Origin of the sequence: Micromonospora sp. DT43 (assembly GCF_049841645.1) — a bacterium.
GTDB lineage: Bacteria > Actinomycetota > Actinomycetes > Mycobacteriales > Micromonosporaceae > Micromonospora.
The window spans coordinates 505,915-528,898 of the sequence record NZ_JBNCKR010000003.1 but is presented as its reverse complement, the minus strand read 5'-3'; the positions used below and the strand labels follow the sequence as shown (position 1 = coordinate 528,898).

General features: G+C 73.2%; 24 protein-coding genes and 2 tRNA genes. 11 read left to right on the top strand and 15 right to left on the bottom strand.

Going from position 1 to position 22,984, the window contains the following annotated elements:
- Positions 1-210: 210 nt before the first annotated feature.
- Positions 211-402: a 50S ribosomal protein L28 gene (gene rpmB / locus ACLQ26_RS10215; protein WP_007456456.1), complete on the top strand. Its 192-nt coding sequence runs from the start codon at positions 211-213 to the stop codon at positions 400-402.
- A 94-nt stretch (positions 403-496) separates the two neighbouring features.
- Here rpmB and ACLQ26_RS10210 read toward each other — a convergent pair whose 3' ends face one another.
- Both ACLQ26_RS10210 and ACLQ26_RS10205 read right to left on the bottom strand, forming a co-directional pair.
- Positions 497-958, bottom strand: a complete 462-nt coding sequence (locus ACLQ26_RS10210; RefSeq protein WP_425744196.1) for a GNAT family N-acetyltransferase — start codon at positions 956-958, stop codon at positions 497-499.
- 29 nt (positions 959-987) lie between these two features.
- Positions 988-1,920, bottom strand: coding sequence for a thiamine-phosphate kinase (locus ACLQ26_RS10205; RefSeq protein ID WP_425744402.1), 933 nt, complete (start codon positions 1,918-1,920; stop codon positions 988-990).
- A 153-nt stretch (positions 1,921-2,073) separates the two neighbouring features.
- On the opposite strand from ACLQ26_RS10205, the gene ACLQ26_RS10200 reads away from it, so the two are divergent.
- The gene (locus ACLQ26_RS10200) at positions 2,074-2,307 is read left to right on the top strand and encodes an Lrp/AsnC ligand binding domain-containing protein (protein ID WP_007456453.1); all 234 of its coding nucleotides are present in this window, start codon (positions 2,074-2,076) and stop codon (positions 2,305-2,307) included.
- Positions 2,308-2,316: 9 nt separating this feature from the next.
- The gene (locus ACLQ26_RS10195; protein ID WP_425744195.1) at positions 2,317-3,000 is read left to right on the top strand and encodes a DUF3515 family protein; all 684 of its coding nucleotides are present in this window, start codon (positions 2,317-2,319) and stop codon (positions 2,998-3,000) included.
- A gap of 50 nt (positions 3,001-3,050) precedes the next feature.
- Here the strand turns inward: ACLQ26_RS10195 and ACLQ26_RS10190 are convergent, their stop codons facing one another.
- Both ACLQ26_RS10190 and ACLQ26_RS10185 read right to left on the bottom strand, forming a co-directional pair.
- A complete protein-coding gene (locus tag ACLQ26_RS10190) occupies positions 3,051-4,151 on the bottom strand; it encodes a D-alanine--D-alanine ligase family protein (protein WP_425744194.1) in 1,101 nt (366 codons plus the stop codon).
- 174 nt (positions 4,152-4,325) lie between these two features.
- Positions 4,326-4,544, bottom strand: a complete 219-nt coding sequence (locus ACLQ26_RS10185) for a hypothetical protein (RefSeq protein ID WP_363679378.1) — start codon at positions 4,542-4,544, stop codon at positions 4,326-4,328.
- A gap of 274 nt (positions 4,545-4,818) precedes the next feature.
- Between ACLQ26_RS10185 and ACLQ26_RS10180 the strand changes: the two genes are divergently transcribed.
- Both ACLQ26_RS10180 and ACLQ26_RS10175 read left to right on the top strand, forming a co-directional pair.
- Positions 4,819-5,664 carry a helix-turn-helix domain-containing protein gene (locus ACLQ26_RS10180; RefSeq protein ID WP_425744193.1) on the top strand — a complete coding sequence of 282 codons (846 nt, stop codon included), beginning with the start codon at positions 4,819-4,821 and terminating at the stop codon, positions 5,662-5,664.
- Between the two features lie 5 nt (positions 5,665-5,669).
- Positions 5,670-5,870 (top strand): DUF397 domain-containing protein, encoded by a 201-nt coding sequence (locus ACLQ26_RS10175; protein WP_363679374.1) that lies wholly within the window; start codon positions 5,670-5,672, stop codon positions 5,868-5,870.
- 128 nt (positions 5,871-5,998) lie between these two features.
- On the opposite strand, the gene ACLQ26_RS10170 is transcribed toward ACLQ26_RS10175, so the two are convergent.
- The 5 genes from ACLQ26_RS10170 to ACLQ26_RS10150 form a co-directional block, all read right to left on the bottom strand.
- On the bottom strand, positions 5,999-7,048 hold the full coding sequence (locus tag ACLQ26_RS10170; RefSeq protein ID WP_425744192.1) for an ROK family protein: 1,050 nt from the start codon (positions 7,046-7,048) through the stop codon (positions 5,999-6,001).
- Positions 7,049-7,160: 112 nt separating this feature from the next.
- Positions 7,161-7,940: a putative protein N(5)-glutamine methyltransferase gene (locus ACLQ26_RS10165; RefSeq protein WP_425744191.1), complete on the bottom strand. Its 780-nt coding sequence runs from the start codon at positions 7,938-7,940 to the stop codon at positions 7,161-7,163.
- 8 nt (positions 7,941-7,948) lie between these two features.
- Positions 7,949-9,067, bottom strand: coding sequence for a cystathionine gamma-lyase (locus ACLQ26_RS10160; protein ID WP_425744190.1), 1,119 nt, complete (start codon positions 9,065-9,067; stop codon positions 7,949-7,951).
- A gap of 8 nt (positions 9,068-9,075) precedes the next feature.
- Positions 9,076-10,083: an NAD(P)H-dependent glycerol-3-phosphate dehydrogenase gene (locus ACLQ26_RS10155; protein WP_425744189.1), complete on the bottom strand. Its 1,008-nt coding sequence runs from the start codon at positions 10,081-10,083 to the stop codon at positions 9,076-9,078.
- Complete coding sequence (locus ACLQ26_RS10150; RefSeq protein WP_425744188.1) at positions 10,080-10,814, bottom strand: lysophospholipid acyltransferase family protein; 735 nt, start codon at positions 10,812-10,814, stop codon at positions 10,080-10,082. The genes ACLQ26_RS10155 and ACLQ26_RS10150 overlap by 4 nt, the downstream gene beginning before the upstream one ends.
- Before the next feature lie 126 nt (positions 10,815-10,940).
- Between ACLQ26_RS10150 and cofC the strand changes: the two genes are divergently transcribed.
- The 5 genes from cofC (at position 10,941) to ACLQ26_RS10125 (ending at position 16,656) form a co-directional block, all read left to right on the top strand.
- Entirely contained in the window at positions 10,941-11,579 is a 639-nt protein-coding gene (gene cofC, locus ACLQ26_RS10145; protein WP_425744187.1) for a 2-phospho-L-lactate guanylyltransferase, read from the top strand.
- A gap of 65 nt (positions 11,580-11,644) precedes the next feature.
- The gene (locus ACLQ26_RS10140) at positions 11,645-11,842 is read left to right on the top strand and encodes a cold-shock protein (protein ID WP_363679360.1); all 198 of its coding nucleotides are present in this window, start codon (positions 11,645-11,647) and stop codon (positions 11,840-11,842) included.
- A 285-nt stretch (positions 11,843-12,127) separates the two neighbouring features.
- Positions 12,128-14,245 carry an RNA degradosome polyphosphate kinase gene (locus tag ACLQ26_RS10135; RefSeq protein WP_425744401.1) on the top strand — a complete coding sequence of 706 codons (2,118 nt, stop codon included), beginning with the start codon at positions 12,128-12,130 and terminating at the stop codon, positions 14,243-14,245.
- A 24-nt stretch (positions 14,246-14,269) separates the two neighbouring features.
- Positions 14,270-15,790, top strand: coding sequence for a CHAD domain-containing protein (locus ACLQ26_RS10130; RefSeq protein ID WP_425744186.1), 1,521 nt, complete (start codon positions 14,270-14,272; stop codon positions 15,788-15,790).
- Positions 15,778-16,656, top strand: coding sequence for an NUDIX hydrolase (locus ACLQ26_RS10125; RefSeq protein WP_425744185.1), 879 nt, complete (start codon positions 15,778-15,780; stop codon positions 16,654-16,656). Before ACLQ26_RS10130 ends, ACLQ26_RS10125 begins: the two co-directional genes overlap by 13 nt.
- 74 nt (positions 16,657-16,730) lie before the next feature.
- Here ACLQ26_RS10125 and ACLQ26_RS10120 read toward each other — a convergent pair whose 3' ends face one another.
- From ACLQ26_RS10120 to leuC, 4 genes are all read right to left on the bottom strand, one after another.
- The gene (locus ACLQ26_RS10120; RefSeq protein WP_425744184.1) at positions 16,731-18,722 is read right to left on the bottom strand and encodes an endonuclease/exonuclease/phosphatase family protein; all 1,992 of its coding nucleotides are present in this window, start codon (positions 18,720-18,722) and stop codon (positions 16,731-16,733) included.
- A gap of 145 nt (positions 18,723-18,867) precedes the next feature.
- On the bottom strand, positions 18,868-19,533 hold the full coding sequence (locus tag ACLQ26_RS10115) for an HU family DNA-binding protein (RefSeq protein ID WP_425744183.1): 666 nt from the start codon (positions 19,531-19,533) through the stop codon (positions 18,868-18,870).
- Positions 19,534-19,705: 172 nt separating this feature from the next.
- Entirely contained in the window at positions 19,706-20,293 is a 588-nt protein-coding gene (leuD, locus tag ACLQ26_RS10110) for a 3-isopropylmalate dehydratase small subunit (protein WP_363679348.1), read from the bottom strand.
- Positions 20,294-20,308: 15 nt separating this feature from the next.
- Positions 20,309-21,754 (bottom strand): 3-isopropylmalate dehydratase large subunit, encoded by a 1,446-nt coding sequence (gene leuC, locus ACLQ26_RS10105; protein ID WP_425744182.1) that lies wholly within the window; start codon positions 21,752-21,754, stop codon positions 20,309-20,311.
- A gap of 49 nt (positions 21,755-21,803) precedes the next feature.
- On the opposite strand from leuC, the gene ACLQ26_RS10100 reads away from it, so the two are divergent.
- Positions 21,804-22,490 (top strand): IclR family transcriptional regulator, encoded by a 687-nt coding sequence (locus ACLQ26_RS10100; RefSeq protein ID WP_007456408.1) that lies wholly within the window; start codon positions 21,804-21,806, stop codon positions 22,488-22,490.
- Positions 22,491-22,662: 172 nt separating this feature from the next.
- Here ACLQ26_RS10100 and ACLQ26_RS10095 read toward each other — a convergent pair.
- Positions 22,663-22,735, bottom strand: a tRNA-Glu gene (locus tag ACLQ26_RS10095).
- 174 nt (positions 22,736-22,909) lie between these two features.
- A tRNA-Glu gene (locus ACLQ26_RS10090) sits at positions 22,910-22,982 on the bottom strand.
- Between the last annotated feature and the right edge of the window lie 2 nt (positions 22,983-22,984).

Genomic DNA, 22,984 nt, shown 5'->3' with positions numbered 1-22,984 from the left:
CTCCGAAGGTGCTCCCGGCCCTGGTCGACGCCTCCGGTACGGTTGCCGTCGGGTCGGCCCACCGGCCCACCGGCAGGCCAGCCCCGGGCCGGGCACGACCGCCCGACCGGGCCGGTTGGCCGGTCCGGCGAGTCATCGGGTAACCTGACCAGGTCGCCCGGGCAGCACCTGCCGGCGACCTCATGAACGTTTCAATCCCAGGAGTATCCCGTGGCTAGCGTGTGCGACGTCTGTGGCAAGGGACCGGGCTTCGGCCACAACGTGTCCCACTCGCACCGGCGGACCAACCGCCGCTGGAACCCGAACATCCAGTCGGTGCGTACCCCGGCCGGTGGCGGCAACACCAAGAAGTTGCAGGTCTGCACCTCGTGCATCAAGGCCGGCAAGGTCACCCGCGCCTGACGCGGCAGCACCAACTCTTCTCGTTCGGCTCAGCCGGCGGCCCCCTGCGGTCCGCCGGCTCTGTCGTGTCCACCCTCGGGTGGGCACCGGCCGGTCAGAGTGTGCGGCCGAAGGAGAGGCAGCCCTCCGCGTCCTTGTAGAAGCCGAAGTTCGGGATCCGGTCGTAACCGGCGGACGCGTACATGGCGATCGCCTCGGGCTGCTTGTCCCCACACTCCAGGACCATCCGCTTGCGGCCCTGCTCGCGGGCCGAGCGCTCGACGGCCGCGAGGACCCGCCGCGCCACGCCACGCCCACGGGCCGCCGGGGCGGTGTACATCCGCTTCAGCTCGGCGGTGTCCGCGCCGTGGCTGCGCCAGCCGCCGCAGCCGACCGGCTCACCGGCCAGGTAGGCGACGAGGAACGCGCCGTCCGGCGGCTCGAACTCGTTGGCGGCGACCGGGGTGTCGTCGCCGGTACCCCCGTAACGGGTCGCCAGGTCCGCCAGCGCGGCCCGGATCAACTGCTGCGCCACCGGCGCGTCGAACCGCACGACCCGGATCTCGATCTCACTCACAGTGCCCAGAATACGGCGGGCTCCCGGCGTCAGCGGAAGTGGTCCCAGCCCCGGGGCCCGTCGTACGCGCCGCCGTCGACTGTCACCTCGGCACCCTCCGTCACCAGACCGATGGGCCGCCACTCCGGCGGCAACGCCACCGTCGGGGGAAAGGTCGCGGCCAACGCGTGGTCCTCGCCACCGGCGAGAATCCAGGTGTACGGGTCGACGCCGAGCGCCTGCGCCGCGTCGGCCATCTGCCGGGGCACCTCGAACGCGTCGCGGTGCACGTCGATCGCCACACCGCTGGCCCGTGCCACGTGCCCGAGGTCGGCGAGGAGCCCGTCCGACACGTCGATCATCGAGGTCGCGCCGAGCAGGGCGGCCTGCGGCCCGGCCGGGTAGGCGACCTGCGGCCGCCGGTACGCCTCGACAAGCAGCCGGGGGGTGCGGAACCCCCGGGTGAGCACGGTCAGCCCAGCTGCCGCGTACCCGATGCGGCCGGCCAGGGCCAGCACGTCCCCGGGGTGGGCGCCGGAGCGCACCACGGGCGCCCGGCCGCCGAGGTCGCCCAGCGCGGTGACCGCGATGGTCAGGGTGGGGCTCGCCGACATGTCCCCGCCGACCACGCTCGCGCCGACCGTGGCGGCTTCCGCGGCCAGCCCGTCGGCCAGGCCCTCCGCCCAGCTCGTCTCCAGGTCGGCGGGCATGCACAGAGCGACCAGCAGGGCTGTCGGGGTGGCGCCCATCGCCGCGATGTCGGCCAGGTTGGCCGCTGCGGCCCGGTGGCCGACGTCCGCCGCCGAGCACCAGTCCCGCCGGAAGTGCCGCCCGTCGACAAGCACGTCCGTGCAGGCGACCACCCGGGCGTCCGGCGCGGCCACCACCGCCGCGTCGTCACCCGGGCCGAGCAGTGTCGTCGGGCCCATCGCCAACCGGGCGGTGACCCGCCCGATCAGCCCGAACTCGCCGATCCCGGCCACGCTGGCCCCACCGCCGGCGTTCCGCCCGTGCTGCCCGGCACCGCCGCGCTCGCTCACCGCTGCTCCTTGACCACCGATAGGGATCAGACCTGGTCCGTAAGGTAGTTTCACCCTTCGGGCCGCTCCCGGGCGGCGACGGACGGAGGTCGAGTCGTGGTACAGGCGTACATCCTCATCCAGACCGAGGTCGGCCGCGCACGTGACGTGGCGGGTCTCATCGCGGACATCGCCGGCGTGGTACGCGTCGACGCCGTCACCGGGCCGTACGACGTGGTCGTCCTCACCGAGGCGAACACCGTCGACGAGCTCGGCAAACTGATCGTCAGCAAGGTGCAGATGGTGCCCGGCATCACCCGCACCCTCACGTGTTCGGTGGTGCGGCTGTAAGTGGACGAGATGACGACCTCCTCGGCTGCCCTGGACGACGACGGGAACCGCGAGCCGACTGACGGAACGCCCGAGCCGGCTGACGGTATCCGTGAGAGCGCCGACCCGGGCGCCGACGCGCCGGCCGGCCGGGACCGGACCATCCGGGGCGCCGCCCTGCTGGCCACGTTGATCGCACTGCCGGTCACGCTGCTGGTGGCCGTGCTGGCCTTCGCCAAGCTCGCCCCGGACACGCCGGCCGCCGCGCCGAGCCCTTCGGCGAGCACGGCACGCGTGCAGTCCACCGCTCCGGTCGAGATGGCCGCCCCGGCGCTGGCCGAGCGTCCGGCCACGGTCTGCCGCGCGCTGCTCTCCCAACTGCCGCAGACCATCCGTGACCTGGCCCAGCGCCCGGTCACCGCGGGTCCGGAGCAGAACGCCGCGTACGGCGACCCCGCGCTCACCGTGGCCTGTGGGGGCACCGAACCGACGGTCCCGGCCACCGACGAGGTCTGGGTGGTGAATCGGGTCTGCTGGCACCCCGTCGAGGAGGCCGACGTGACGGTGCTCACCACCGTCGACCGGGAGACGCCTGTCACCGTCCGCATTCCGCGCTCGTACGAGCAGCCGTTGCAGTGGGCCTCGCCGATCTCCAGCGCGATCGTGGCGTCGGTGCCCTCGGGCGGGGCCGTCCCCGCCGGCTGCCAGCGCTGACGTACTGACGCGCGGCCCGCAACGGCGGGCCACGCGTCGGGGCAGGCGGCTCAGTGCAGGCCGACGCCGCGCCGCTGGGCGGTACGGATCAGCCGGTTGACCAGCTTGGGATACTCCAGGCCGGAGGCCGCCCACATCCGGGGGAACATCGACGTCGGGGTGAACCCGGGCATCGTGTTGATCTCGTTGAGGTAGACGTCCAGCTCGGGGGTGACGAAGAAGTCGGCCCGGGCCAGGCCGGCGCAGTCAAGCGCGGTGAACGCGCGGACGGCGTACTCCTGCACCTGGCGGGTCACCCGGTCCGGCAGTCCGGCCGGGATGTCGTACTCGCAGGAGTCGTCGAGGTACTTGGCCTCGAAGTCGTAGAAGTCGTGGTCGGCGACGACCCGCACCTCGGCCAGCACGGACGCCTCGGGGGCACCACCGGCCTCGCCCTCCAGCACGCCGCACTCGATCTCGCGGCCGACGATCGCGGCCTCGATGATGACCTTCGGGTCGAACTGCCGGGCGGTGGCGACCGCGGCGTCCAGCTGCGCCCAGTCGGTGACCCGGGTGATGCCGAACGACGACCCGGCGCGGGACGGCTTGACGAAGACCGGCAGGCCGAGTCGCTCCTTGTCCTGCTCGCCAAGCGTCATCCCGTTGCGCAGCACCGCGTACGCGCCGACCGGGATGCCCTCGACCGCGCAGAGCTTCTTGGTGAACTCCTTGTCCATCGCGGCGGCGGAGGCGAACACGTTCGCCCCCACGTAGGGGATGCCGGCCATCTCCAGCATGCCCTGGATGGTGCCGTCCTCGCCGTACGTGCCGTGCAGGACCGGGAAGACCACGTCCACGTCGGCAAGCGCCCGAGGGCCCTCGGTCGGGTCGAGCACCATCAGCCCGTTGCCGGTCGGGTCGGCGCGCAGCACGATGTCCGCGCCCGAGTCGGCGGTGATCTCCGGAAGCTGGCGGGCGTTGATGGCGAGCTGGGCGGGATCGCCGCTGGTCAGGACCCACTGGCCGGCGCGGGTGATGCCCACCGGCACCACCTCGTACTCGTCCGGGTCGAGCGCCCCGAACACGCTGCCGGCGCTGACGCAGGAGATGCCGTGCTCCGGGCTGCGACCGCCGAAGACGATCGCCACGCGGGTCTTGCCTGGGGTGGTCACTCCGGTCACCTCTTCGTACGCGACTGCGGCTGGTCGTGCTCGCCGGTGGCGCTCACGCGGTTGACCTTACTGTGCGTGGCGATCAGGCGGGGCGATACCCGGCGAGCCACGGACCGACACGCAATCGGTCAACGGAGCATATACGGTGCGTGACGGAATGCTCCAGGGCGCTGCTCAGTCTCCGGTGTGCCGCCGGCCGACCGCGATCACCTTCACCCGCTGCCGGCCAGCCCGCACCATGCCGAGCGCCATGAACGCCCCGGCGATCCGGTCGGCGGCCTCCCTGCTGCTGGCGCCGACCACCTGGCGGCGACGTTCGGGGGCGACGCGCTCGTTGCGGTCGATGCCCTCGACGGGGCGCACGTCCGTGAGCACGACCAGGAAGCGGGTCATCGCCGGCCCTCGCGCTGCGGGGCAGGAGACTTCGGATCGGTACGCACGTCGTCTCCTTCCGGCGGTCGGGAACGGACGGCACGCGGCGATCGGGTACGGGGGAGAAACCCGATCACCGCGCGCCCTATCCCCTCCGGTCGCTCACCACCACCGTCGCCACGACAACCGGCGGTGAGGACGCGATGACAGATTGACACGTCTACAGCCATGAATGCAACTCTCATCGGCCATCTCTCATGTACCCGTTCCCATGAATGTGTGCGACCATCGATGCATGGCCCCGAAGACCGCCCGCGCCCGCCGACTCGGCATCGCCCTGCGCCACCACCGGGAAGCCGCCGGGCTGACACTGGAGACCGCCGCGGATGAGATCAACAGCACCCGCAGCACCCTCTCCCGCTACGAGAACGCCCAGACGCTCATCAGCCCGGCCACCGTGCGCGCCCTGCTCACCTCGTACGGGGTGAGTTCCGAGGAGGTGGCCGCCGCGGTGCAGCTCGCCAAGGACGCCCGCAAACCGGGCTGGTGGGTGTCGTACTCGTACCTGCTCGACCCGCGCACCATCGACTTCATCGCCCTGGAGGCGGAGGCCACCGCCATCGCCAACTTCGAGCCGTCGGTGGTGCCCGGCCTGCTGCAGACCGCCGACTACATCCGCGGCGTGATGCGCGGCGGCCCGCACACCCTCAGCGACGAGCTGGTCGAGCAGCGGGTCAAGGTCCGCCTCGACCGCCAGGTGCGGCTCACCGCCGACACACCACCCATCCTCGACGCGATCATCGACGAGGGCGCGCTGCTGCGCCCGGTCGGCGACCCGTCGGTGATGGACGGCCAGCTAAGGCACCTCGTCAAGATGGCCGAACTGCCGAACATCACCGTCCAGGTGATCCCACTCTCCGCCGGTTACCACCGGGGCACCCGAGGCTCGCTGCACATCCTGGAGTTCGCCGACCCGGAGGACCCGATCATCGCCTCGGTGGAGACCGTCGCCGGTCAGATGATCCTCGACCGCGCGGGCGAGACACGTACCTGCACCAAGATCATGGAGCATCTGCGCAGCGTGGCGCTCAGTCCGGCGGACAGCCGGGCGAAGCTTCTGTCAGTCCTGAAGGGACGGTAGGACCGATGACACCGACGATCACAGCGGCGTTGGCCGCGGCGGCGTGGCGCAAGAGCAGCCGTAGCGGCGATGAGGGCGCCTGCGTGGAGGTGGCCACGATCCCCCGACTGGTGGCCGTCCGCGACTCCAAGGACCCGGCCGGCCCGGCCCTGCTGTTCCCCCCGGCGGCCTGGGCGGCCTTCGCCCAGGCTCCGCCACGCCCCTGACCGGAGCACCTACCGAACCCGGCCCCCGACCACCGACGGCCCGCCGCCCCGCGTTCCGGACTCGCACAGCCCGGAGCGCGGGGCGCGGCACAGGTACGCAGCGAGCGAGCGGGCCGACGAGCGAGTGCTCAGGCGACAAGCGGGCGGGGCTCGGGCACCGCGCGAAGCGCCTCCAGGGCGGCGATCGCCACGCCCCGGGCGCCGGCCATGTCGCGGTCCGGCACCAGCGCGAAGGTGGCCACCGCGGCCTGCTCCTCGCGCAGGACTGTGTGCTCGCGGACCTTCGCCAGGAACCAGTCGCGGAACTCCGGCGCCGCCTCGACCACCCCGCCCCCGACGAAGTACGCGTGCGGGTCGGTGAAGTTGGCCGCCACTGTGAACAGGCGGCCCAGCGCCATCGCCTGCTGGCCGAAGAGGCCACGGGCCAGTTCGTCACCGGCTTCGCCGTAGCCCCGCACGAGCTTCGCCGCCCGCGCCACCGGCTCGGCCGCCAGCGGGTGGTCGGGATGGCGGGTCAGCCAGTACGGCAGCAGGTTGCGCTCGATACCGGTAAGCGAGGCGACGCTCTCCACGTCGCCGGTGAAGCCACAGGCGCAGGTGGGCTCCGACTGCCCCGGGCCGAGCAGCCCGTTCAGCGGGATGTGCACGTGGCCCAGTTCGCCGGCCATCCCGGCCGCGCCGGCGATCACCCTGCCGCTCTCGATCACCCCACCGCCGAGGCCGGTGCCGACGATCGCCGAGACCGACGAGCGGCTCATCGCCTCGTCGCCGAAGTACACGTGGTGGGCGTAGAGCGCGGCCGCGTTGCCGTCGTTGTGGTAGATCACCGGCAGGCCTAGCCGCCGCTGGAGCGCCCCCCGCACGTCGAAGCCGCGCCAGGCCGGCTGGGAGAAGTTGGTCGAGCCGCGCGACGAGATGACGCCTGTGGCACTGGCCGGGCCGGGCGTGTCCAGCCCGACCGCCCGGACCAACTCGCGCGGCACGCCGGTCTGCGCCAGGGCGCCGTCAAGCGCCCGGGCCAGCGCCTCGATCGCCGCGTCCGGCCCGGCGCGTACCTCGCTGGGAATCTCCAGCAGGCCGTCGACCAGGAAACGGCCGTCCAGCGTCAGCACGGTGGCGTTGTTGCTGGTGCCACCGTTGTCCAGGCCGACGACCACCGGCACCCCTGCGCTGCCCACCGAAACCGCCTCCCGCCCTCGTGAGTGTGAGCCGAGGCTAGTGCCAACCCGGCTCCCCCGCCACGCCCGCCCACCGAAACCGGGTGGGGTGCCACAGCACCCACGGGCGAGGTCAGGCTGGACGGCGGGCGGTTACCGCCGTGGCGTCCCGATCCTCGTCGTGCCGCACGCTCGGAACCAGCCCTGCCGCGCGGAACGCGTCGCAGAGCGCGTCGGTCTGCGTGGTGCCGGCCTCGACGACCAGGTGTCCACCGGGTGCCAGCCAGTGCGCCGCGTCGACGCCCACCCGGCGCAGCACGGTGAGCCCGTCCGGCCCGCCGTCGAGCGCCACCGGGGCCTCGTGCAGCCGCGCCTCCGGCGGCATCAGCGCCACCGCGTCGGTGGGCACGTACGGGGCGTTGGCCACCACCAGGTCGAGCCGCCCCCGCCACTGCGCCGGCAGCGGCGCGAACAGGTCGCCCTCGTACACCTCGGCGGGCAGGCCGGCGAGGTTGCGGCGGGCGCAGGCGACTGCCGCCGGGTCGATGTCGGCGGCGGCGAGCCAGCGCGGCGCGAGCCGGCGTGCCAGCGCGACGGTGGTGGCCCCGGAGCCGCAGCAGAGGTCGACCACTGCCGGCGTCGGGCCGGTCAGCTCGACTGCCGCGTCGACGAGCAGGGCCGTCCGGCCGCGCGGCACGAAGACGCCCGCGTCGACGGCGATCCGCAGGCCGCAGAACTCGGCCCAACCGAGCAGGTACTCAAGTGGCTCGCCGGCCACGCGGCGGGCGGTCAGATCGGCAAGCGTCGCCGGGGAGTCCGCAGCCGCAAGCAGCAGCTCCGCCTCGTCCTCGGCGTACACGCAGCCTGCGGCGCGCAGCCGGCGTACCAGGGCGGATCGGTCGCTCAACGTCACAGGACCCCTCAGGCCGGCCCGGCGGCGTCGAGGGCGGCGGTGATGTCCGCCACCAGGTCGGCCGTGTCCTCAACGCCGCAGGAGAGCCGGACGAAGCCGGGGGCGGTGTCGTCCCCCCACTGCGCCCGCCGGTCGGCAGTGGTGTGCAGACCCCCGAAGGAGGTGGCCGCCGCCACCAGCCGCGCGGCCTCGACGAAGCGGGCCACCCGGTCGGCGTCACCCAGGTCGAACGAGAGCACCCCGGGCATCCGGCGCATCTGCGCCGAGGCCACCGCGTACGCCGGGTCGGCCGGCAGCCCCGGCCAGCGCAGACCTGTCACGTCCGGCCGGGCCGCCAGCAGGTCGGCGACGGCTGCGGCGTTCGCGCTCTGCCGGGCCAGCCGCAGGTCGAGGGTCGCCAGCGACCGGTGCGCCAACCAGGCGTCGAACGCGCCCGGGACCGAGCCGGTGCCGGTACGCCAGAGCGTCACCGCCTCGATCACCTCGGCGGACCGGCTGGCCAGGTAGCCCAGCAGCAGGTCGGAGTGGCCGGTGAGCGCCTTGGTGCCGGAGGCCACCACCAGGTCGGCGCCGAGGTCGAGCGGGCGCTGCCCGAGCGGGGTGGCAGTGGTGTTGTCGACAGCGAGCAGGGCGCCGGCGGCGTGCGCCCGCTCCGCCAGGGCCGCCACGTCCACCACGTCGAGACCCGGGTTGGCCGGGGTCTCCACCAGCACCAGCCGGACCCCCTCGAAGGACGGGTACGGCCCCACGGTCGGCACGAAGACCACCCGCACGCCTATCGTCTCCAGCACGGCGGTGGCGAACGCCCGGACGGGGAAGTAGCCGTCGGTGGGCAGCACCACGGTGTCCCCCGGGCGCAGCAGGGTGAGCAGCGTCCCGGTGATGGCGGCCTGACCGCTGGCGAAGACCCGGCAGTCCCCGCCCTCCAACTCGCCCACGGCGGCCTCCAGCAGCCGCCGGGTCGGGTTGTCCGGGCGGCCGTAGCCGTTAGGCGACGTGCCCTGGCCCTGCCAGGGGTCGAGGTGGTAGGGCGCGGCGAAGACCGGACCGGGCAGGAACGGGTCGCCCGGTGCCGGCTCGGGCAGGCCGGCGCGTACGCAGCGGGTGCCGTCTCCCAGTTCGCTCATCGGTTCCCTCACTCGTACGACTCGGGCTTGGCGGTTCGGCTCATCAGCGTGTCCACGGCGAGGCGCGGGTCCATCCCCTCGTGGCAGATCCGTTCGACGTGCTCGGTGATCGGCATCTCCACCCCGTGCGCCCGGGCCAGGTCACGGATCGCGAGGCAGCTCTTGACTCCCTCGGCGGTCTGTCGCGTCGCCGCCTGGGCCTGCTCCAGCGTCTCGCCCCGGCCCAGGTGCTCGCCGAAGGTGCGGTTGCGGGCCAGCGGGGACGAGCAGGAGGCGACGAGGTCGCCCATGCCGGCCAGGCCGGCGAAGGTGATCGGGTCCGCGCCGAGCGCCACACCGAGGCGGGCCGTCTCGGCCAGCCCCCGGGTCATCAGCATGGCTCGGGTGTTGTCGCCGAAGCCCATCGCGGTGGCGATGCCGTACGACAGCGCGATCACGTTCTTGACCGCGCCGCCCAACTCGCAGCCGATCACGTCGTCGTTGGTGTACGGACGCAGGTACGGCGTCCGGATCGACGACTGCACGAGGGCCGTGCGGTCGTTGTTGGTGCCGGCGACCACCGTGGCGGCCGGCTGCTCGGCGGCGATCTCGGGGGCCAGGTTCGGGCCGGAGACCACCACCACCCGGTCCGCGGCCACCCGGGCGGTCTCGACGATGACCTCGCTCATCCGCTTGGTGGTGCCGAGTTCGATGCCCTTCATCAGCGACACCAGTGTGGCGTCCGGGTGCAGGTGCCCGGCCCACTCGGCGAGGTTGCCGCGCAGGGTCTGCGAGGGCACGGCCAGCACCACCACCTCGGCGCCGCTGATCGCCTCGACGGCGTCGGTGGTGGCGGTGACCCGGGCGGGCAGCAGCAGGTCCGGCAGGTACTCCGGGTTGCGCCGCTCGGCGCGGATGCTCTCGGCCACCGGGGCGCGGCGGGCCCACACGGTCACGTCCCGCCCCGCGTCGGCCAGGATCTTGGCGAAGGCGGTGCCCCAGGAGCCGGCGCCCAGCACCGCGACGTGGCCGCTCATGCCGCTTCACCGTGGTGGCGCTCGACGGACGGTCGGATGGGTCGCTCCCACAACGGCGGCGGGGTGCCGCCACGGATCTCGACGAGCATGTCCCGCAGCCGCAGCATGATGGCGTCCGTCATCTCCTCGAGGGTGGCCCGGGTCGGCGGAGCGCCCGCCCAGCGGCTCAGGTCGACAGGTTCGCCGGCGACCACTGTCACCGGGATCCGGGGGCGTGGGTTCAGCCGGCTGGTCCGCGGGTCGAAGATCCGCTCCGGCCCCCACATCACCAGCGGCACCACTGGTGCGCCCGTGGCGAGGGCCAGCCGGGCGGCGCCGGTCTTTGCCTTCATCGGCCACAGGTCCGGCTGCCGGGTGGTGGTGCCCTCCGGGTAGATCACCACCGCGCCCCCCTCGTCGAGCGCGGCGATCGACCTGTCGAGCGAACGGACGGCGTCCACGCTGCCGCGCTCGACCGGGATCTGCCGACAGCGGTGCAGGATCCACCCGACCACCGGCACCCGGAACACGCTGGCCTTGCCCAGGTACTGCGGCCACCGCCCGGAGTCGTAGATGAAGTGCGCGGAGACCAGCGGGTCGGCGTGCGAGATGTGGTTGGCGACGATGATCATCCCGCCGTCGGAGGCGAGGTGCTCCTGGCCGCGCCAGGTCCGCCGGGTCCAGACGGTCATCACCGGCTTGACCAGCCCCACGGCGAACCGTTGCCAGAACCCCAGCCTCCGCCGTGCCACTGTGCCTCCTCGTCGCGCCCCGACCCGCCGCGTGCCCCACCCGCGACACCCGCAGCGGAAATCATGCCTGCTCGCCCCCGGTACGGCCAGCGAGGGTCCCGTCGTCCGGCTGGCAGGATTGCGGACGTGAGTCAGCCGAGGTGGGCAGTGGTGGTGCCGGTGAAGCGTCTGGCCGCGGCCAAGAGCCGGCTGCGGGGCGCGCTGCCCGGCGTACCGCATGAGGATCTGGCGCTGGCGCTGGCGGCCGACACGCTCCGCGCGGTGCTGGCCTGCCCGGCGGTCGCCGAGGCCCTGGTGGTGACCGACGACGCACGGGTGGCGGCCGCGGCGCGGGCCGCCGGGGCGCGGACGCTGCCCGACGTGCCGGATGCCGGCCTGAACGCCGCGTTCCGGCACGGTGCGGCACAAACCCCCGGGCGGTGGGTGGCCGGGCTCACCGCCGACCTGCCGGCGCTGCGCCCGGCCGAGCTGGCCGACGCGCTGCTCGCCGCCCAGCACGACACAGTGGGGGTACGCCGGTTCGTGGCGGACGCCCCCGGCGGTGGGACGGTGCTGCTCGCCGCGCCGCCGGGTGTCGACCTCGACCCACGGTTCGGGGTCGGGTCGGCGGCGGCGCACGCGGAGAGTGGGGCGCTGCCGCTGGCCGGCGACTGGCCCAGCCTGCGGCGGGACGTGGACACCGCCGAGGACCTGGCCGCCGCCGAGCGGCTCGGGCTGGGCCCGCGCACCGCAGCGCTGCTCGCCGCCGGCTGCCCGGCGCGCTGAACGAGCCGAGCCGCCGGCTGCCCGGCGCGCTGAACGAGCCGACCCCGCCGGTGTACGGTGCCAGCATGCAGGGCACGGTGGCCACCTACGACGCGGCGACGCGCAGCGGTGTCCTGCTGCTCGACGACGGCACCGAGCTGCGCTTTCCCGCCCGGGCGTTCGACGCCTCCGGCCTGCGGCTGCTCCGCCTCGGCCAGCGGGTCCGCATCGACACCGATCCCGACGGCGAGGTCGTCCGGGTGACATTGCCGACGATGAACTGAGCTGGCGAGGCCAAGTTCATTTTGCGTTAACTCGAATCGGGTGATTATGAGCGGGTGAGCACCCCTCGCGAGCATCCGGTCACCTCTCCCGCCACCGACCCCCGCAACGGCGCCCGCGTCCGCGGCACCGACGGCCGTTTCCGCCCGTCCCGGGCCGAACGGGCCGGCGCCGCCCGCGCCGACACTCTCGCCGACGACCCGGGCGCCGCCTCCTCCGGGCTCGACGAGGTCATCGAACCCGGCGTTCCTCCCACGGAGACGGACGGCCCGGCGGCCGGGGCGGCCCTGCCCGGCGGCCCCTCCGCTGGCGGTGAGGAAGACGACCCGCCGGCTGCTCCCCCGCTGCCGGAGGACCGGTTCCTCAACCGGGAGCTGTCCTGGCTCGACTTCAACGCGCGGGTGCTCACCCTCGCCGAGGACCAGCGCACCCCCCTGCTGGAGCGGGCCAAGTTCCTGGCGATCTTCGCCAGCAACCTCGACGAGTTCTACATGGTGCGGATCGCCGGGCTGAAGCGGCGGCTCTCCGCCGGCCTGCCGGTGCGCGGCGGGGACCGGCTGCCCCTGCGTACGCAGCTGGAGCTGATCGCCGAGCGGACCGCCGAACTGGGCGCCCGGCACGCCGCCTGCTTCGTCGACGACGTGCTGCCCAAGCTGGCCGACGAGGGCATCCGCATACTGCGCTGGAGTGAGCTGGGCAATCCGGAGCGGGAGCGGCTGCGCACCTACTTCCGGGAGCACATCTTCCCGGTGCTGACCCCGCTCGCGGTGGACCCGGCGCACCCGTTCCCGTACATCTCCGGGCGGTCGCTCAACCTGGCGGTGGCGGTTCGCGACCCGGACGGCGGTTCCGAACTGTTCGCCCGGGTGAAGGTGCCCAACAACGTCCCCCGCTTCGTACGGGTGGACCGGGACCAGCCGGGCGTGCGGATGCTGCCGGTGGAAGACCTGATCTCGGTGCACCTGGGCCAGCTGTTCAGCGGCATGCAGGTGGTCGAGTGCCACCTGTTCCGGGTCACCCGCAACGCCGAGGTGGAGGTCGACGAGGACCGCGACGAGGACCTGCTCCAGGCCCTCGAACGGGAGCTGGCCCGACGCCGGTTCGGGCCGCCGGTCCGCCTGGAGGTCGCCGCCTCGATCTCCGACCACGTACTGGAACTGCTCGTCCGCGAGCTGGACATGGACGACCAGGACGTGCTGCGGGTGCCCGGCCTGCTGGACCTGTCCGCGCTGTGGCAGGTGTACGGCGAGGCCGACCGCCCCGATCTCAAGGACCCGCCGTTCGTGCCGGCCACGCATCCCCGCCTCGCCGAGGGCGAGGTGCCGCGCAGCGTCTTCTCCACCCTGCGCGACGGGGACATCCTGGTGCACCACCCGTACCACTCGTTCGCCACGAGCGTGCAGCGCTTCATCGAGCAGGCCGCCGCCGACCCCAACGTGCTTGCCATCAAGCAGACCCTCTACCGCACCAGCGGGGACTCGCCGATCGTCGACGCGCTCGTCGACGCGGCCGCCGCCGGCAAGCAGGTGGTGGTGCTGGTGGAGGTGAAGGCACGCTTCGACGAGGTCGCCAACATCGGCTGGGCCCGCACGCTGGAGCGCGCCGGCTGCCACGTGGTGTACGGCCTGGTGGGGCTCAAGACGCACTGCAAGACCGCGCTGGTGGTCCGGCAGGAGGGCAACCAGATCCGCCGGTACTGCCACATCGGCACCGGCAACTACCACCCGAAGACCGCCCGCCTGTACGAGGACTTCGGCATGCTCACCGCCGACCCGGAGATCGGGGCGGACCTGACCGACCTGTTCAACGTGCTGACCGGCTACAGCCGGCAGACCGCGTACCGGCGGCTGCTGGTCGCCCCGCAGGGCATCCGCAGCGGCCTCATCGAACGCATCGAACGGGAGATCGCGCACGTCCGGCTGGGCATGCCCGGTCTGGTCCAGTTCAAGGTCAACTCGCTGGTCGACGAGGGCGTGACCGACGCGCTCTACCGTGCCTCCCAGGCCGGCGTCCACGTCGACCTGCTCATCCGGGGCATGTGCACGCTGCGCCCGGGGGTGCCGGGGCTGTCGGAGAACATCCGGGTCCGCTCGATCCTCGGCCGGTTCCTGGAGCACTCCCGGGTCTTCCGGTTCGGCAACAACGGGGAGGCCGAGTTCTGGATGGGCTCGGCGGACCTGATGCACCGCAACCTGGACCGGCGGGTGGAGGCGCTGGTGCAGGTGACCGATCCGGTCGCCCGCGCCGAACTGGACCACGTGCTGACCGCCGCGATGAGCCCGGACGTGGACGCGTTCGAGCTGGCCGGCGACGGCACCTGGACGCGGCGTACCGGCGGCGAGGAGGCGGCCCGGGTGCATCTGCAGGAACTGCTGCTGCGCCGCGTCGGTGGCACGGCCGGCTGACCGATCGCGGCATAGGCTGAGCTGATGGTCGAGGAGGAGCAGAAGTACGAGGTGGACGACAGCTTCGTGCTGCCGGACCTGTCCGCCGTGGCCCCGGCCGGCGGCCGGGTCCGGGAGCTGCCACCGGTGACGCTCGTCGCCCGTTACCTCGACACGGTCGACCTGCGGCTGGCCCGCGCCGGGGCGTCGCTGCGCCACCGCGAGGGTGACGAGCTGCCGTGGACGGTGAAGCTGCCCACCGGCACGCCCGGCGTCCGGCACGAGATCTCCCGCCCCGGGCCGGTCAGGCAGCCTCCGCCGGAGCTGGTCGAGCTGGTCACCGCCCTGCATCGGGGCGCGCCGCTGGCGCCCGTGACTGTCGTCCGCACCGTCCGGCACGCCCACGAGGTGTGCGACCGGGCCGGCAGGGTGCTCGCCGAGGTTGTCGACGACCGGGTGACAGTGCTCGACGAGGCCGGCACCGCCTCCGACACGTTTCGCGAGGTGGAGGTCGAGCGGAAGGCCGGCAACCGAAAGCTGCTCGACCGGATCGGCGGCGTGCTGCGCGAGGCAGGGGCGCGGGGCGGATCGTTCACGCCGAAGCACGTACGCGCGTTGGGGGAGGTGGCGCAGTCCGAACCCGACCTGGTCGGGCCGGGCGGGCTGACGACCGACCCGAGCGCCGGGGAGCTGGTCACCGAGGCGGTTCGCAAGGAGGTGGGCCGGCTCCTGGCGCACGACCCGCTGGTGCGGTTGCGCACCTCGACCGACGGCGGCGACAGCGCCGTACACCAGATGCGGGTGGCCTGCCGACGGCTGCGCAGCGACCTGCGCACCTTCCGGCCGCTGGTGCGCCGGAGCTGGGCCCGGCCCCTACGCGACGAGTTGCGCTGGCTGGCCGGGGTGCTCGGCGCGGCCCGCGACGCCGAGGTGCTGCGCGACAGGCTGCGGCGCACCGCGACCGCCGACCCGCTCAGCCCGCTCGACGCGGGCGCGGTGGACCGGCTGGACGAGGCGCTCGCGCAACGGCAGCGGCAGGCGCACGCCGCCATCGACGAGGCGCTGCGCTCGCCGCGTTACCTGGCCCTGGTGGACTCCCTGGTGCTGGCCGCCCGCGCGCCCCGGCTCACCCGCCGGGCGGCCACCCCCGCGGCGCGGACGCTACCGAAGCTGGTGGCCCGCCCGTGGCGGCAGCTCGCCGGCCCGGACGGCGTGGACGGGCTCGACCCGTCGGCCCCCGACGACCGCTGGCACGCCGTCCGCAAGGAGGGCAAGCAGGCCCGCTACGCGGTCACCGCCGTGCTCCCGGCCGTCGGCAGCGACGCACGGCGGCTGGCCCGCGCGTTGGCACGCGTCCAGGACGTGCTCGGCGAACACCAGGACGCCGCGGTCGCCGCCGAGACCTGGCTCGCCCTCGCCGCCGACCGGCCGGAAGACCACGAGCTGGCGGTCACCGCCGGGCGGTTGGCCGAGCGGGAACGCCACACGGTCCGCCTGATGCGGGACCGGTTCCCCGCCGCGTGGCACCGGGCCACCCGCCGACGGCGGACCAGATGGTTGCCGTGACGGGCATCCGGGCCGCCGGCGGGGTCTGCTGGCGACCGACAGCCGACGGCGTACGGGTGTGCGTCGTGCACCGCCCCCGCTACGGGGACTGGACGCTGCCCAAGGGCAAGCTCGAACCGGGCGAGCACCCGCTCGTCGCGGCGGTGCGGGAGGTGGCCGAGGAAGCCGACGTGCGGGGTGTGCCGCAGGTGCGGCTGCCGTCGGTGCGCTACCGCAGCGAGGGGCAGTCCAAGCTTGTCGACTACTGGTCGATACTCGCGGTCGCCGACGGCGGTTTCCAGCCGGGCACCGAGGTCGACGACATCCGGTGGCTCGCCGTGGACGACGCGATCCGACTGGTCAGCTACCCGCACGACGCCGAGGTGCTTGCCGCGTTCGCCGCGCTGCCGCCGGTGACCGCGACCGTCGCGCTGGTCCGGCACGGCCACGCCGGCAAACGGGCCACCTGGAGCGGCCCGGACACCGCCCGTCCGCTCGACGACGAGGGCTGGGCCCAGGCGTACGCCCTGGCACCGCTGATCGCCGTGGTCCGGCCGGCCCGGCTCCTGTCGGCCTCGCCGCGACGCTGCGTGCAGACCCTGGACCCGACGGCCGCGCTACTCGACCTCCCCATCGAGATCTGCGGCGACCTGGACGAGCCGCAGCCGGGTCAACAACGCGACGAGCGGGTGCTCGCCACCGCCGCCCAACTGCTGGAGCTGGCCTGCGCCGGCGGGCAGGTGGCGGTGTGCAGCCAGGGCAAGGTGCTGCCGGGCGCGTTGGAGCGGCTGACCGGCCGCGCCGACGAGGACTTCACCACCCCGAAGGGCGGCGGTTGGCTGCTCGCCTTCGACGGCGACCGACTGCTCGCCACCGACCGCCTGTAGCGGCCTGTACGCGGGCGCCGTCGGCTCGCCGCCAACCGCCTCCAGCGGCCGGCCAGAACGCCTACTGGCGGCCGTCAGCGGGGTGGCAGGGTGAGGGTCACCGCCACCGGCAGGTGGTCGCTGGCCTCGCCGCGTGGCGCGACCGGATCGCTCGGGGCCAGGCCGGGCGAGACGAAGACGTGGTCGATCTGCTGGCGCGGATCGTCGGCGGGGCTCGTCGCCAGCGGCCGGGCGGCGGACAACGCGTCGACCAGGCCGGCCCTGGTGAACTGTTCGAACGCCTCGTCGCCCGGCTCGGTGTTCAGGTCGCCGGCCACCACGAGCGGCCGGCCGGCCGCGTACCCGAGGGCGAAGTCGGCTACCGCGCGGGCCTGCGCCACCGGGCCCGCGTCGGGCGGCGGCTGCAGGTGGGTGCTCACCACTGCGGTACGCACGCCGTCGCCGAGGTCCAGGGTGACGGCGAGAGCCTGCGCTCCGGTGGGCGCCCCGAGGGACGCCAACGACCGGGACCGCAGGTCGCTCACCGGCCACCGGCTGAGCACCGCGTCACCCCAGACCGGATCGGCGGCCGGCCCGAACACGTACGGCATGCCGAGCCGGTCGGACAGGAGATCCAGCGTGTCGTGGCCGCCGTTGAGCAGCCAGCCCCGGTCCACCTCGCTGAGCAGCACCACATCGGGTCGCTGCCTGTCGATCGCGGCGGTCAGCCCGGCCAGGTCGAACCGGCCGTCCAACCCGAAGCCCATCCGAATGTTGTACGCCACCACCCGCAACCGCTCCGGCGGACCCTCCCGGTTGCTCGCCACCGCCACCTCGTCGGCCAGCAGCGGCGCGAGCAGAGCCAGCGCGGCGACCGCGCCGGCGGTCCGCAGCGGCGGAAGCGGGCCGGGACGCCAGTGGTCCGATGGACGGGCTACCAGGGCCACGGCGGCGACCACCACGGCAACCACCACCGGCAACGCCGCGTTCGGGTAGCCCAGGTCGTAGGCGGAGTAGTAGCCCACGGCCCCCAGCACGAAGAGCAGCAGACCGGCAGCGACCGCGTACCCCCGGCGGGCCGCCGCTCGGCGCGTGTCGTCCGCGCCTGTCGCTCCCGCATCGCCTGCGGCCTCGGCGTCGGCGTCGGTCTGGTCGGCGGCATCGTTGGCGGGGGCATCGTTGGCGGCGGTGCCGACGGCGTCGGTGCGGCCCGGAACGTCGGTGAGGGCCAGGCAGGCGCCGAGGCCGACGGCGGTGAGCAGGATGGCCGCGACGAGCAGGTCGCCACGGTCGAGGGCGAAGAGCACCACGCCCGTCAGCAGGGCCACCGGCCCGAGTGGTCGGCCCCACCGTCGGGTCGGGCCCGCCAGAGCCGCCAGCAGGAACCCGGCGACCGCCAGCGGCACCGGCGCCAGGCCGAACAGCGGTGAGCGGGCGACGTCGCCACCGGCGACCAGGTACGACATTCCCGCCTCGGCCAGGGCCGGAGCGAGAGCCACCATGCCGGCCAGCAGCAGCACCGGCCCGGCCAGCAGCCAGGACCGGGCGCCACCCGGACCCGGTGACGCGGCGGGCAACGCCATGCTCAGCGCCGTGCCGAGCAGGAACAGCGCCACCGCGACGGCGCTGAGCAGCCAGGCCACCCAGCCGCCCCGCCAGACGAGGTCGTAGGTGTCCAGGATCGCGTGCACGGCGGCGTTGACCGCCAACCCCAGGGCCAGTCCCGGCACCGGACGGTCGGTGCCACCTGCGACACCCACCAACCAGATCAGGCCGGCGAGCAGACCGGCGGTGGCCAACCAGAGCTGCGGACGGCCGCCGGGGGTGCTGGTGAGCGCGAGCCGTGCCACGGCCAGCAGCACGGCAGCGGTGCCGGCGACCCACCGAGGGCCCACCCGCCGGACCAGTGCCGGCGCGGCCATCGCCAGGACGAACCAGCCGAGCGCGAACGCGCCCATCAACTCCGCAGGGGTGGACGCGGCCTGCCCGAAGATGGTGATGATGCCGGGTAGCCACACGCGCAGCACGTCGATGAACAGGACGACGCCCAGCGCGAGCGACCCGGTGGTGAGCTGGCGGTAGCGCACCGGCGCCCCATTTCCCGTCGGCGGACCGGTCCATGAGGGGGGCCGGCACGGCGATTTTGCGCGTACGGCCCGGCCGGGTCAATGGTCCCGGCACGCGCAAAGGGCGCCCACCGAGACGGTGGGCGCCCTTTGGGCAAACAGGCGGTCAGCGCTTGCTGGCCGTCTTCTTGGCCGGAGCCTTCTTCGCGGGCGCCTTCTTGGCCGCCGTGCTCTTGCTCGCCGCCGCGGTGGTCTTCTTCGCCGTGGCGGACTTGGTCGCCGCGGCGGTCTTCTTCGCCGGAGCGGTCTTCTTGCTGGCGGCCGTCTTGGTCGCCGTGGTGGTCTTGCTCGCCTTGGCCGGGGCGGTCTTCTTGCTGGCCGCCTTGGTGGCGGCGGTGGTGGTCGTCTTGCTCGCCTTGGCCGGGGCGGTCTTCTTGCTGGCCGCCTTGGTGGCGGTGGCCTTGGTGCCCGCCGCCTTGGTGCCCGCCGCCTTGGTGCCGGCGGTCTTGGCCGTGGTGGTGGCGGTCTTCTTCGCCGCCACCGTGGCCTTCGGCACCTTGCCGCTGGCCACCATCTCCTTGAACCCGGCGCCGGGGCGGAAGGTCGGGACGGACGTCTTCTTGACCTTCACCGCCTCGCCGGTACGCGGGTTGCGCGCTGTTCGTGCGCCACGCACACGCTTTTCGAATGCTCCGAATCCGGTGATCGCCACCTTCTCGCCCTTGGTGACCGCCGCCTGGACCTCAGTGAGGACCGCGTCGAGCGCGGCCGTCGCCGTCTTCCGGTCCCCCAGGCGAACGGCGAGCGCCTCGATGAGCTCGGCCTTGTTCACGACTTCCTCCCGATTGTGCAACTGACTCGACGCGAGCCATTCTGCGCGCACCGTATGCCCTGTGCTGCCTGGACACAAACATTCGGTGGAAAAAAGCCCTTGTGTCGTAACGGATTCGCCCCCGCCGGTCGGACCGGTGGGGGCGAAATCCGCTGTGCGGGCGCGCGTACGGCTATGCCACCGAGGGCAGGAACGGCAGTCGGGACGCCTCGTAGGAGTCGATGTCGGCGGCGTGGCGGAGGGTGAGTCCAATGTCGTCCAGGCCCTCCAGCAGCCGCCACCGGCTGAAGTCGTCCAGCGGGAACGACCAGGTCGCGTCCCCCGCCCGGAGCTGTCGGGCGGTCAGGTCGACGGTCACCGGAGTGGTCGGATCCGCCTCGACGAGATCCCACAACTCCTCGACGGCTTTCAATTCCAACTCGACCGGCAGCAGCCCCTCCTTGAGCGCGTTGCCGCGGAAGATGTCACCGAAGCGTGGGGCCACCACTGCGCGGAAGCCCCAGTCCCGCAGTGCCCACACGGCGTGCTCCCGGGAGGAGCCGGTGCCGAACTCCGGACCGGCGATGAGGATCGACGCACCGGAATAGGATTCATCGTTGAGAACGAATGCCGGGTCTTCCCGCCAAGCGTTGAACAGCCCGTCGGCGAAGCCGGTCCGGGTCACCCTCTTGAGGTACACGGCCGGGATGATCTGGTCGGTGTCCACGTTGGACCGGCGCAGCGGTACGGCCGTGCCGGTGTGGGTGGTGAACTTGTCCATCTCCTGGAGTCCCTTCTACAGGTCGGCAGGGGCGGCCAGCCGCCCGACCACGGCCGTGGCTGCGGCGACCGGCGGGGAGACCAGGTGGGTACGACCACCCCGGCCCTGCCGGCCCTCGAAGTTGCGGTTGGAGGTGGACGCCGAGCGCTCGCCGGGCTTGAGCGTGTCGGGGTTCATGCCCAGGCACATCGAGCAGCCGGCGAACCGCCACTCGGCGCCGGCGTCGGCGAAGACCTTGTCCAGGCCCTCGGCCTCGGCGGCCTCCCGGACGGCGGCGGACCCAGGCACCACGAGCATCCGAACGGAGTCGGCGACCCGGTGACCGCGCAGCACGTCGGCGGCGGCCCGCAGATCCTCAAGGCGGCCGTTCGTGCAGGAGCCCACGAAGACCACGTCGATCGGCAGGTCCCGCAGCGGGGTGCCGGGGCGCAGGTCCATGTACTCCAGAGCGCGGCGGGCGGCGGCGCGCTCCGAGTCGGTGACGAACTCCTCCGGGTCGGGCACCGGCGCGCTCAGCGGCGCGCCCTGCCCGGGGTTGGTGCCCCACGTCACGAACGGGGTGACGCGGCTGGCGTCCAGGGTCACCTCGGCGTCGAAGCGCGCGCCCTCGTCGGTGGGCAGCGTCCGCCACCAGGCAACCGCCGCGTCCCAGTCCGCGCCCTGGGGCGCGTTCGGCCGACCCTTGAGGTACGCGAAGGTCGTCTCGTCCGGCGCGATCATGCCGGCCTTGGCGCCCCACTCGATGGACATGTTGGCGATCGTCATCCGCCCCTCCATGGAGAGGGCCTGGATGGCCTCGCCGCGGTACTCGACGATGTGCCCGCGACCCCCACCGGTGCCGACCTGGGCGATCAGCGCGAGCACCAGGTCCTTGGCGGTGACGCCGGGGGCGAGCTGGCCGGTGACGTTGACGGCCATGGTCTTCGGCCGGCTCTGCGGCAGCGTCTGGGTGGCCAGCACGTGCTCCACCTCGCTGGTGCCGATGCCGAAGGCGAGCGCGCCGAACGCGCCGTGGGTGGCGGTGTGCGAGTCGCCACAGACGATCGTCATGCCGGGCTGGGTGACACCGAGCTGCGGGCCGATGACGTGCACGATGCCCTGGTTCTCGTCGCCGAGCGGGTGCAGCCGCACGCCGAACTCGGCGCAGTTGCGGCGCAGCGTCTCGATCTGCGTACGCGACGTCGGGTCCGCGATGGTGAGCAGGTCACCGCGGCGGAGCCGGAACGCCGGATCGGCGTACCCGGTCGGGGTGTTGTGGTCCTCGGTCGCGAGGGTCAGGTCGGTACGGCGCACCCGGCGTCCGGCGAGCCGCAGCCCGTCGAACGCCTGCGGGCTGGTCACCTCGTGCAGCAGGTGCAGGTCGATGAAGAGCAGATCCGGCTCACCAGCGGCGGACCGTACGACGTGCGCGTCCCAGACCTTCTCGGCCAGGGTCCTCGGCTCAGGAGTGACTCCCACCATCTGGACATCCTAAATTCTGGGAGGTAAGTTTCGGCTTGTGGGACACAGTATGAGCGGTGTCGGCGTTCTCGACAAGGCGGTGGTCATCCTGGCCGCCTGTGTCGACGGCGCCAGCCTGGCCGAACTCGTTGAACGCACGAAGCTGCCCCGGGCCACCGCGCACCGGCTGGCACAGGCGCTGGAGATCCATCGGATGCTCGTCCGGGACACCCAGGGGCGTTGGCGTCCCGGCCCCCGGCTGGGTGAGCTGGCCAACGCGGCGCCGGACGTCCTGTTGACCGCCGCCGAGCCGCTGCTGGCCGCGCTGCGCGACGCCACAGGTGAGAGCGCGCAGCTCTACCTGCGCCGCGCCGACGAGCGAATCTGCGTGGCGGCGGCGGAGCGCGCGAGCGGGCTGCGGGACACCGTCCCGGTCGGCTCGGTGCTGCCGATGACCGCCGGCTCGGCGGCCCAGATCCTGCTCGCCTGGGAGCCTCCGGAGGCGGTCATGCCGCTGCTGCCGCGCAGCAAGTTCACCGGTCGCACACTGGCGGAGGTCCGCCGCCGGGGCTGGGCGCAGAGCGTGGCCGAACGTGAGGCCGGTGTGGCGAGCGTCTCCGCCCCGATCCGCGACCGCACCGGCCGCGTGATCGCCTCGGTGAGCATCTCCGGCCCGATAGAGCGCCTCGGCCGCCGCCCCGGCGAACGCCACGCCATGGCAGTAGTAAGAGCCGGCCAACGCCTCTCCGGCCTCTAACCGTCACCCCGCACCCCGCACCCCGCGTTGATCATGAGGTTGGCGTCGCTCGAGTCGGCGTGTCGCACCCGTCAACCTCATGATCAACGCGGGAAGGCCGGGGAGACGGGATGGGGAGACGGGCGGGTACGGGAAAGGCTCACCTCGCGCGGCGAGGTGAGCCTTGGTTTTGTAGCCCCGACCGGATTCGAACCGGCGCTACCGCCTTGAGAGGGCGGCGTCCTGGGCCGCTAGACGACGGGGCCAGAACTTTCCTGTTCACCACCCTCACAGGCGGCGCCGCTGTAGTCTAGCGGCACCGTCCGTCGGGGCGAGCGTGGGGTGTGGGCACCGTCGACGACCGTGCGTGCCAACAAAACGGCCGTGCGCGCCAACGAAACAACCCGCCTCACCGAGGTGAGACGGGTTGTGCACAGATGTAGCCCCGACCGGATTCGAACCGGCGCTACCGCCTTGAGAGGGCGGCGTCCTGGGCCGCTAGACGACGGGGCCAG

Coding starts and splice junctions, on each gene's coding strand:
- ACLQ26_RS10195 (WP_425744195.1), top strand. CDS start 2,317: ATGACGACCTCCTCGGCTGCCCTGGACGACGACGGGAACCGCGAGCCG.
- ACLQ26_RS10185 (WP_363679378.1), bottom strand. CDS start 4,544: ATGACCCGCTTCCTGGTCGTGCTCACGGACGTGCGCCCCGTCGAGGGC.
- ACLQ26_RS10180 (WP_425744193.1), top strand. CDS start 4,819: ATGGCCCCGAAGACCGCCCGCGCCCGCCGACTCGGCATCGCCCTGCGC.
- ACLQ26_RS10175 (WP_363679374.1), top strand. CDS start 5,670: ATGACACCGACGATCACAGCGGCGTTGGCCGCGGCGGCGTGGCGCAAG.
- ACLQ26_RS10160 (WP_425744190.1), bottom strand. CDS start 9,067: ATGAGCGAACTGGGAGACGGCACCCGCTGCGTACGCGCCGGCCTGCCC.
- ACLQ26_RS10155 (WP_425744189.1), bottom strand. CDS start 10,083: ATGAGCGGCCACGTCGCGGTGCTGGGCGCCGGCTCCTGGGGCACCGCC.
- ACLQ26_RS10140 (WP_363679360.1), top strand. CDS start 11,645: ATGCAGGGCACGGTGGCCACCTACGACGCGGCGACGCGCAGCGGTGTC.
- ACLQ26_RS10130 (WP_425744186.1), top strand. CDS start 14,270: ATGGTCGAGGAGGAGCAGAAGTACGAGGTGGACGACAGCTTCGTGCTG.
- ACLQ26_RS10125 (WP_425744185.1), top strand. CDS start 15,778: ATGGTTGCCGTGACGGGCATCCGGGCCGCCGGCGGGGTCTGCTGGCGA.
- leuD (WP_363679348.1), bottom strand. CDS start 20,293: ATGGACAAGTTCACCACCCACACCGGCACGGCCGTACCGCTGCGCCGG.
- leuC (WP_425744182.1), bottom strand. CDS start 21,754: ATGGTGGGAGTCACTCCTGAGCCGAGGACCCTGGCCGAGAAGGTCTGG.
- ACLQ26_RS10100 (WP_007456408.1), top strand. CDS start 21,804: ATGAGCGGTGTCGGCGTTCTCGACAAGGCGGTGGTCATCCTGGCCGCC.